Raw genomic sequence first — 5973 nt, forward strand, 5'->3', positions numbered from 1 at the left:
GCCGATCTCGGCTTCATCCGCACCAACCACGGCGCTGCGCAGCAGCCGGCGGTGACCTGGATCGGCCACGCCACCGTGCTGACCCAGCTTGGCGGCCTGAACCTGCTGACCGACCCGATCTTCTCCGGGCGCGCCTCGCCGCTGCCCTTTGCCGGGCCGAAGCGCGAGCAGCCGCCAGGCGTGGCGCTGGCCGAGTTGCCCCACGTCGACGCCGTGCTCGTCTCGCACAACCACTACGACCACCTCGACCTGGCTTCGGTACGCAGCCTCGCGCGCCAGCCCGGCGGCAGCCCGCTCTTCGTCGTGCCACTGGGCCTCAGGGCCTGGTTCCAGGCACGCGGCATCGAGCGCGTCGTGGAACTGGACTGGTGGCAGGCCGAGCGCCTCGCCGGCGTGGACATCGTGCTCGTCCCGGCCCAGCACTGGTCGGCGCGTGGCCTGAACGATCGCATGAAGACGCTGTGGGGCGGCTTCGCCGTGTTCGCACCGGACTGCCAGCTCTTCTTCGCCGGCGACACCGGCTATTCGCGCGACTTCACCGACATCCGCGAGCGCTTCGCCGAGCGCCAGCAGCCTCATCAAGGCGGCAGCTTCGACATCGCGCTGATCCCCATCGGTGCCTACGAGCCGCGCTGGTTCATGCAGAGCCAGCATGTCAACGTAGAGGAAGCGCTGAAGATCCACGCCGACCTCGGCGCCAAGCGCTCGCTGGGCGTGCACTTGGGGCACCTTCGAGCTGACCGACGAGGCGCTGGACGAGCCGCCCCGCCAGCTCGAACGGCAGCGCGCGGCGCTCGGGCTGGCTGAGGAAGCCTTCTTCACGTTGGCCATCGGTGAGACACGGCGTCTGCCGCTTCGCCAAATCCGACAGCCGCCCGAGGAACTTGCCGACAGGCTGCCCCCATCCTCGCGGCTAGGCTAGCCACGCCATGACTCTCCTTGCCCGTCTTCGTCGGCCTTTCCATGAGCTCGGCCCCGGGCTGATCACCGGCGCGGCGGACGACGACCCGAGCGGCATTGCCACCTACTCCCAGGCCGGCGCGCAGTTCGGCTACGGCATGTTGTGGAGCGTCGTCTTCACCCTGCCGCTGATGGCCGCGATCCAGATCGTCAGCGCCCGCATCGGCTATGTGTCCGGCCGCGGCCTGGCGGCCAACATGAAGCGCACGTTCCCGCGCCCTGTGCTGCTGGCGCTGGTAGGCCTGCTGCTGGCAGCCAACACGCTGAACATCGCCGCCGACATCGCCGCCATGTCCAGCGCGCTGCACATGCTGGTGGGCGGCCCGGCGCTGATCTACGCGATCGCCTTCGGCGTGGTCAGCGTGCTGATGCAGGTCTTCCTCGCCTACCAGAGCTATGTGCGCTGGCTGAAGTGGCTGACGCTGGCACTGCTGGCCTATGTCGGCGTCGTCATCGTGCTGGGCCTGGACTGGGGCGAGGTGTTGCTGCACACGATACGGCCCGAGCTGAAATGGAACCGTGACACGGTGCTGATGCTGGTGGCGCTGTTCGGCACGACGATCAGCCCCTATCTGTTTTTCTGGCAGGCGGGCCAGGAGGTCGAGGACTGCGCAGGCCGCCCCTGCAAGCCAGCCGACGTGAAGCGCCATCTGCGCCGCATCAAGCTGGACACGCATGTCGGCATGGGTTTTTCCAACCTCATCGCCTTTTGCATCATGCTGTCCACGGCCGTAACGCTGCATGCCGCAGGCGTGCACGACATCCAGACTTCGGCCCAGGCCATCGAGGCGCTGCGGCCGATCGCGGGCGAGCATGCGGCGCTGCTGTTCAGCCTGGGCATCATCGGCACGGGCATGCTGGCCGTGCCGGTGCTGGCTGGCTCGGCGGCCTACGCGGTGGCCGAGGTGGCCGGCTGGCGCGACAGCCTGAGCCTCAAGCTCGAACGCGGCGAGGGACGCGGCTTCTACAGCGTCATCGCCGTCGCGACCCTGGGCGGCGTGGCCCTGTGCTTCGCGCCGCTGGACCCGGTCAAGGCGCTGTTCTGGTCGGCGGTGTTCAATGGCATCAGCGCTGTGCCCATCATGGCCGCGATGATGGTGCTGGCCACGCGCGAATCCGTCATGGGCGAGCATGTCATCGGCCCCAGGCTGCGCCGCATGGGCTGGGCTGCCACCGGCGTGATGGCGCTTACCGCACTGGCACTGGCGCTGGTCTGAGTTCTTCACGCGCGTGGCGCAGCACCACGCGCGACGAATGCAAGGCGAGGCCGGCCATGATGACGGCCACCAGCAAGTCGGGCCAGGCCTGGCCGGTCAGCGCCACGCCACCGGCAGCGGCCACGACGGCCACATTGCCCAGCGCGTCGTTGCGACTGCACAGCCAGACCGCGCGCATGTTGGCGTCGCCTTCGCGCCAGGCATAGAGCATCACGGCCACACCCACATTGGCCAGCAGGGCCAGCGTGCCGACGATACCCATGGTCGCGGCCTGCGGTGGCTCGCCCGCCCAGGCGGCCCAGGCCGCGCGGGCCAACACACCAACGCCGAACACCGCCATCGCCCAACCCTTGACCCAGGCCAGCCGCGCCCGCCACAGCAGCCCGGCCGACAGCACGGCCAGCGACGCGCCATAGTTGGCTGCGTCGCCGATGAAATCCAGCGCATCGGCCCACAGCGACAGCGACCCGGCGCGCCAGCCGGTCGTGATCTCGACGACGGCCATGGCCGCATTGATCAGCAGTGCCGCCCACAGCACGCGGCGGTAGGCCGGCGAATTGCCGGGGCTGGGTTCATCGTGATGGTGGTGGCAGGCGTGGCTCATGGTGGAGAAGACCTTGGCTGAAAACTGCCGCTATTGCAAACCCTGGAGCCACACCAGAGTCAAGCCGAGAATCGTCACATGCGTATCGGAGAACTCAGCCGCCTGACCGGAACAAAGGTCGACACCATCCGCCACTATGAGCGCGAGGGCCTGCTGGCGCCGCCACCGCGCACGGATGCTGGATACCGCGTCTATGGCCCGCCTGATGTCGAGCGCCTGCACTTCATCCGCCGCTGCCGCTCGCTGGACATGAACCTGGCTGAGGTGCGGGCGCTGCTGGCGCTGCAGGGCGACGGGCACGGTGGCGCCAACGGAGCAGGTGTGCATGCGCTGCTGGACGCGCACATCGACCACGTCAGCGCGCGCATCACGGCGCTGCAGGAACTGGAGAAGGAATTGCGCGCGTTGCGCGCCCGCTGCCAGGGCAACGAGCCGGCCTGCGCCATCCTCGAAGGGCTGGCCGAGCCGGGCGCCGAGCTACCGCCCAAGAGCCACGTCGGCCACAGCCACTAGGGCATCAGCCGACCCGGCAGACCTTCAGCATGTTGGTGCCGCCGGGGTAGCCCATCGGCTCGCCGCAGGTGATGGCATAGGTGTCGCCGGGCATCAGCACACCGCGCTCGACGAGGATCTTTTCCGCGGCGGCCAGGGCCACGTCGCGGTCCTCGAACTTGGGCATCAACAGCGGCAGCACATTGCGGTAGAGCGCCATCTTGCGCTGGCTGACCGGTTGGGTCGTCAGGCCGAAGATGGGCACCTGAATGCGGTGGCGGCTCATCCACAGTGCCGTCGAGCCGGATTCGGTCAGGGCCAGGATGGCCTTGCAGCCCAGGTGGTAGGCGGTGAACAGCGCGCCCATGGCGATGGACTGGTCGATGCGGCCGAACTGGCGGCCAGCGAAGTCGGTGTCGAGACTGACAAACTCGGCACGCTCGGCTTCCAGCGCGATGTTGGCCATCTGCTCGACGGTCTCGATGGGGTATTTGCCGGCAGCCGTCTCGGCCGACAGCATGACGGCATCGGTGCCGTCCAGCACGGCGTTGGCCACGTCGCTGACCTCGGCACGCGTGGGTACCGGGTTGACGATCATGGACTCCATCATCTGCGTGGCCGTGATGGACACCTTGTCCAGCTCGCGGGCCATCTTGATCATGCGCTTTTGCAGCGCCGGCACGGCCGCGTTGCCCACTTCCACGGCCAGGTCGCCGCGCGCCACCATGATGCCGTCGCTGGCCTTCAGGATGGCTTCGAGGTGGGGGATGGCTTCGTAGCGCTCGATCTTGGCGATCATGGCCGGCTTGTGGCGATAAGCCTCGCCGGCCACGTTGGCCAGCTGGCGCGCCATTTCCATGTCGGTGGCGTTCTTGGGGAAGCTGACGGCCAGGTATTCGCACTGGAAGGACATCGCGGTCTTGATGTCGTCCATGTCCTTGGCTGTCAGTGCCGGTGCCGTCAGGCCGCCGCCCTGCTTGTTGATGCCCTTGTTGTTGGACAGCTCGCCGCCGAGCTTGACGATGGTGTGGACCTGCGCGCCGCGCACGGACTCGACGGTCAGCACCAGCAGGCCGTCGTTGAGCAGCAACGTGTCGCCGGGCTTCACGTCACGCGGCAGTTCCTTGTAGTCGAGGCTGGCGATGTCCTGGTTGCCCAGCTCGGTGCGGTCGGCGTCCAGGATGAAGGGCGCGCCGGGGATCAGCTCGATCTTGCCGCCCTCGAACTTGCCGACGCGGATCTTGGGGCCCTGCAGGTCGGCCATGATGGCCACCGACTTGCCGACACGTTGCGCGGCTTCCCGGACCATGGTCGCGCGGTCGATGTGGTCCTGCGCCTTGCCGTGGGAGAAGTTCAGCCGCACGACGTCGACGCCGGCGCGGATCATCTTCTCCAGGATCTCCGGCGTGTTGGAAGCAGGGCCGAGGGTGGCGACGATCTTGGTGGCGCGGGTCATGGCTGTCTCGATTCTTGGAAGGCGCGGAATTATGGTCCGCCAAGCCTCGCGCGAGTTTCGTCGTGTTTCAACCCAACACCTTCTCGAAGAAGGAGCTCAATGGATCAGGCGTGTAGCCGCCGAAGGGCCCGCGCTCCGAGTARCCCAGACGCCGGTACAACGCCAGGGCCTCGGGCTGGTGGATACCGGTCTCCAGCCGCGCGATCCGCAGGCCGCGTTCGGTCAGCTCGGCCTCTAACTGCGCCATCAGCTGCCGGGCGACGCCACGGCCACGCTCGCTATCCAGCACGAAAAGACGCTTGATCTCTCCATAGCCGTCCGCGTCGAAGTGCTTGACGCCGCCGCAGCCGACGAGCTGCTCGCCACGCCACAGCCCGTAGAAGCTGCCCTGCGGTGGGCGCAGGCCATCGGCGGGCTCGAAGTGGTTGCTCTCGCTGGGATAGAGCGCGCCCATATAGGCCTCGGACAGCGCGATCAGACGCCGCGCATCGGGGTGACCGGGGTCCAGCGGCGCAAGGCGGGCGGGCAGTTCGGAACTCATGGTGGTTGGATACCAGTTACAGGGAAGGCACCGTCATCGCGAGCAGATAGCGCGCTGATTCGGCCCCGGGGTTGGTGAAAACGCTGCGCCCAAGGCAGCGAAAGCTGATCGAGTCGCCAGCGCCCAGCTCGAAGACCTGCCCCTGCAGAGTCAGCCGCAGCCGGCCTTCCAGCAGGCACAGGTGGTGTTCCAGGCGCGCGACGGTGGGCTCGTCGTAGGCCAGCTCGGCGCCGGGCGCGAGACGGCCCTCGATGACCTCGGTCGCGAAGCCGGCCAGGGGCGGACAGCGCATCAGTCGCTCGAAGCCGCTCTGCACGTCGTGCCAGCGTGGCTGGTCGGCGGCGCGCAACAGGCGCACGGGCAAGGCCTCGGCTTCGGCGAGCAGGCGGCTCAACGGCAGGCCGTAGGCACGGGCCAGGCGCGACAGCAGCGTCGCCGTCGGGCTGGTCTCGGCGCGCTCCAGCCGGCTCAGCGTTGCGCGGCTGACGCCGCTTTTCAAAGCCAACTCGTCCAGCGACCAGCCGGCGGCCGTGCGCAGCGCAGCCAGCCGCTCGGCCAGTTGACGCTCGAACTGCCCCTCTTCGCTCAATTCAGAGAATTCTTCTCTCATATGAGAATATGCTAGCCGATATGAAGGACCGCCAGCTCGCTCCATTGATCGCCGCTATGGCCGTCGTGCTGACCTGGGGCGTCAATTTCCCAC

The 5973-nt window shown here is 67.8% G+C and carries 7 protein-coding genes; 3 read left to right on the forward strand and 4 right to left on the reverse strand.

Features of this window, described 5'->3' with window-relative positions:
* Both AC1DU6_RS17520 and AC1DU6_RS17525 read left to right on the forward strand, forming a co-directional pair.
* Positions 1–807, forward strand: an 807-nt coding sequence (locus tag AC1DU6_RS17520) for an MBL fold metallo-hydrolase (protein ID WP_477858585.1), incomplete at its 5' end; no start/stop codon positions are given.
* 122 nt (positions 808–929) lie between these two features.
* A complete protein-coding gene (locus AC1DU6_RS17525) occupies positions 930–2177 on the forward strand; it encodes an NRAMP family divalent metal transporter (protein WP_056205184.1) in 1248 nt (415 codons plus the stop codon).
* On the opposite strand, the gene AC1DU6_RS17530 is transcribed toward AC1DU6_RS17525, so the two are convergent.
* A complete protein-coding gene (locus AC1DU6_RS17530; RefSeq protein WP_457320696.1) occupies positions 2149–2781 on the reverse strand; it encodes a cation efflux transmembrane domain-containing protein in 633 nt (210 codons plus the stop codon). The genes AC1DU6_RS17525 and AC1DU6_RS17530 overlap by 29 nt on opposite strands.
* 78 nt (positions 2782–2859) lie before the next feature.
* On the opposite strand from AC1DU6_RS17530, the gene AC1DU6_RS17535 reads away from it, so the two are divergent.
* Entirely contained in the window at positions 2860–3294 is a 435-nt protein-coding gene (locus AC1DU6_RS17535; protein WP_457320698.1) for a Cd(II)/Pb(II)-responsive transcriptional regulator, read from the forward strand.
* Between the two features lie 4 nt (positions 3295–3298).
* Here the strand turns inward: AC1DU6_RS17535 and pyk are convergent, their stop codons facing one another.
* The 3 genes from pyk to AC1DU6_RS17550 form a co-directional block, all read right to left on the reverse strand.
* The gene (pyk, locus tag AC1DU6_RS17540; RefSeq protein ID WP_056205191.1) at positions 3299–4729 is read right to left on the reverse strand and encodes a pyruvate kinase; all 1431 of its coding nucleotides are present in this window, start codon (positions 4727–4729) and stop codon (positions 3299–3301) included.
* A 67-nt stretch (positions 4730–4796) separates the two neighbouring features.
* On the reverse strand, positions 4797–5270 hold the full coding sequence (locus AC1DU6_RS17545; protein ID WP_056205195.1) for a GNAT family N-acetyltransferase: 474 nt from the start codon (positions 5268–5270) through the stop codon (positions 4797–4799).
* Positions 5271–5286: 16 nt separating this feature from the next.
* Positions 5287–5880, reverse strand: a complete 594-nt coding sequence (locus AC1DU6_RS17550; protein WP_056205199.1) for a helix-turn-helix domain-containing protein — start codon at positions 5878–5880, stop codon at positions 5287–5289.
* Positions 5881–5973: the final 93 nt, after the last annotated feature.

The sequence above is a fragment of the Roseateles sp. P5_B10 genome (assembly GCF_056400485.1).

Bases quoted from the DNA above. Each gene is read 5' to 3' on its own strand.
- AC1DU6_RS17550 (WP_056205199.1), bottom strand. From the start codon at position 5,880: ATGAGAGAAGAATTCTCTGAATTGAGCGAAGAGGGGCAGTTCGAGCGT.
- AC1DU6_RS17530 (WP_457320696.1), bottom strand. From the start codon at position 2,781: ATGAGCCACGCCTGCCACCACCATCACGATGAACCCAGCCCCGGCAAT.
- AC1DU6_RS17525 (WP_056205184.1), top strand. From the start codon at position 930: ATGACTCTCCTTGCCCGTCTTCGTCGGCCTTTCCATGAGCTCGGCCCC.
- AC1DU6_RS17535 (WP_457320698.1), top strand. From the start codon at position 2,860: ATGCGTATCGGAGAACTCAGCCGCCTGACCGGAACAAAGGTCGACACC.
- pyk (WP_056205191.1), bottom strand. From the start codon at position 4,729: ATGACCCGCGCCACCAAGATCGTCGCCACCCTCGGCCCTGCTTCCAAC.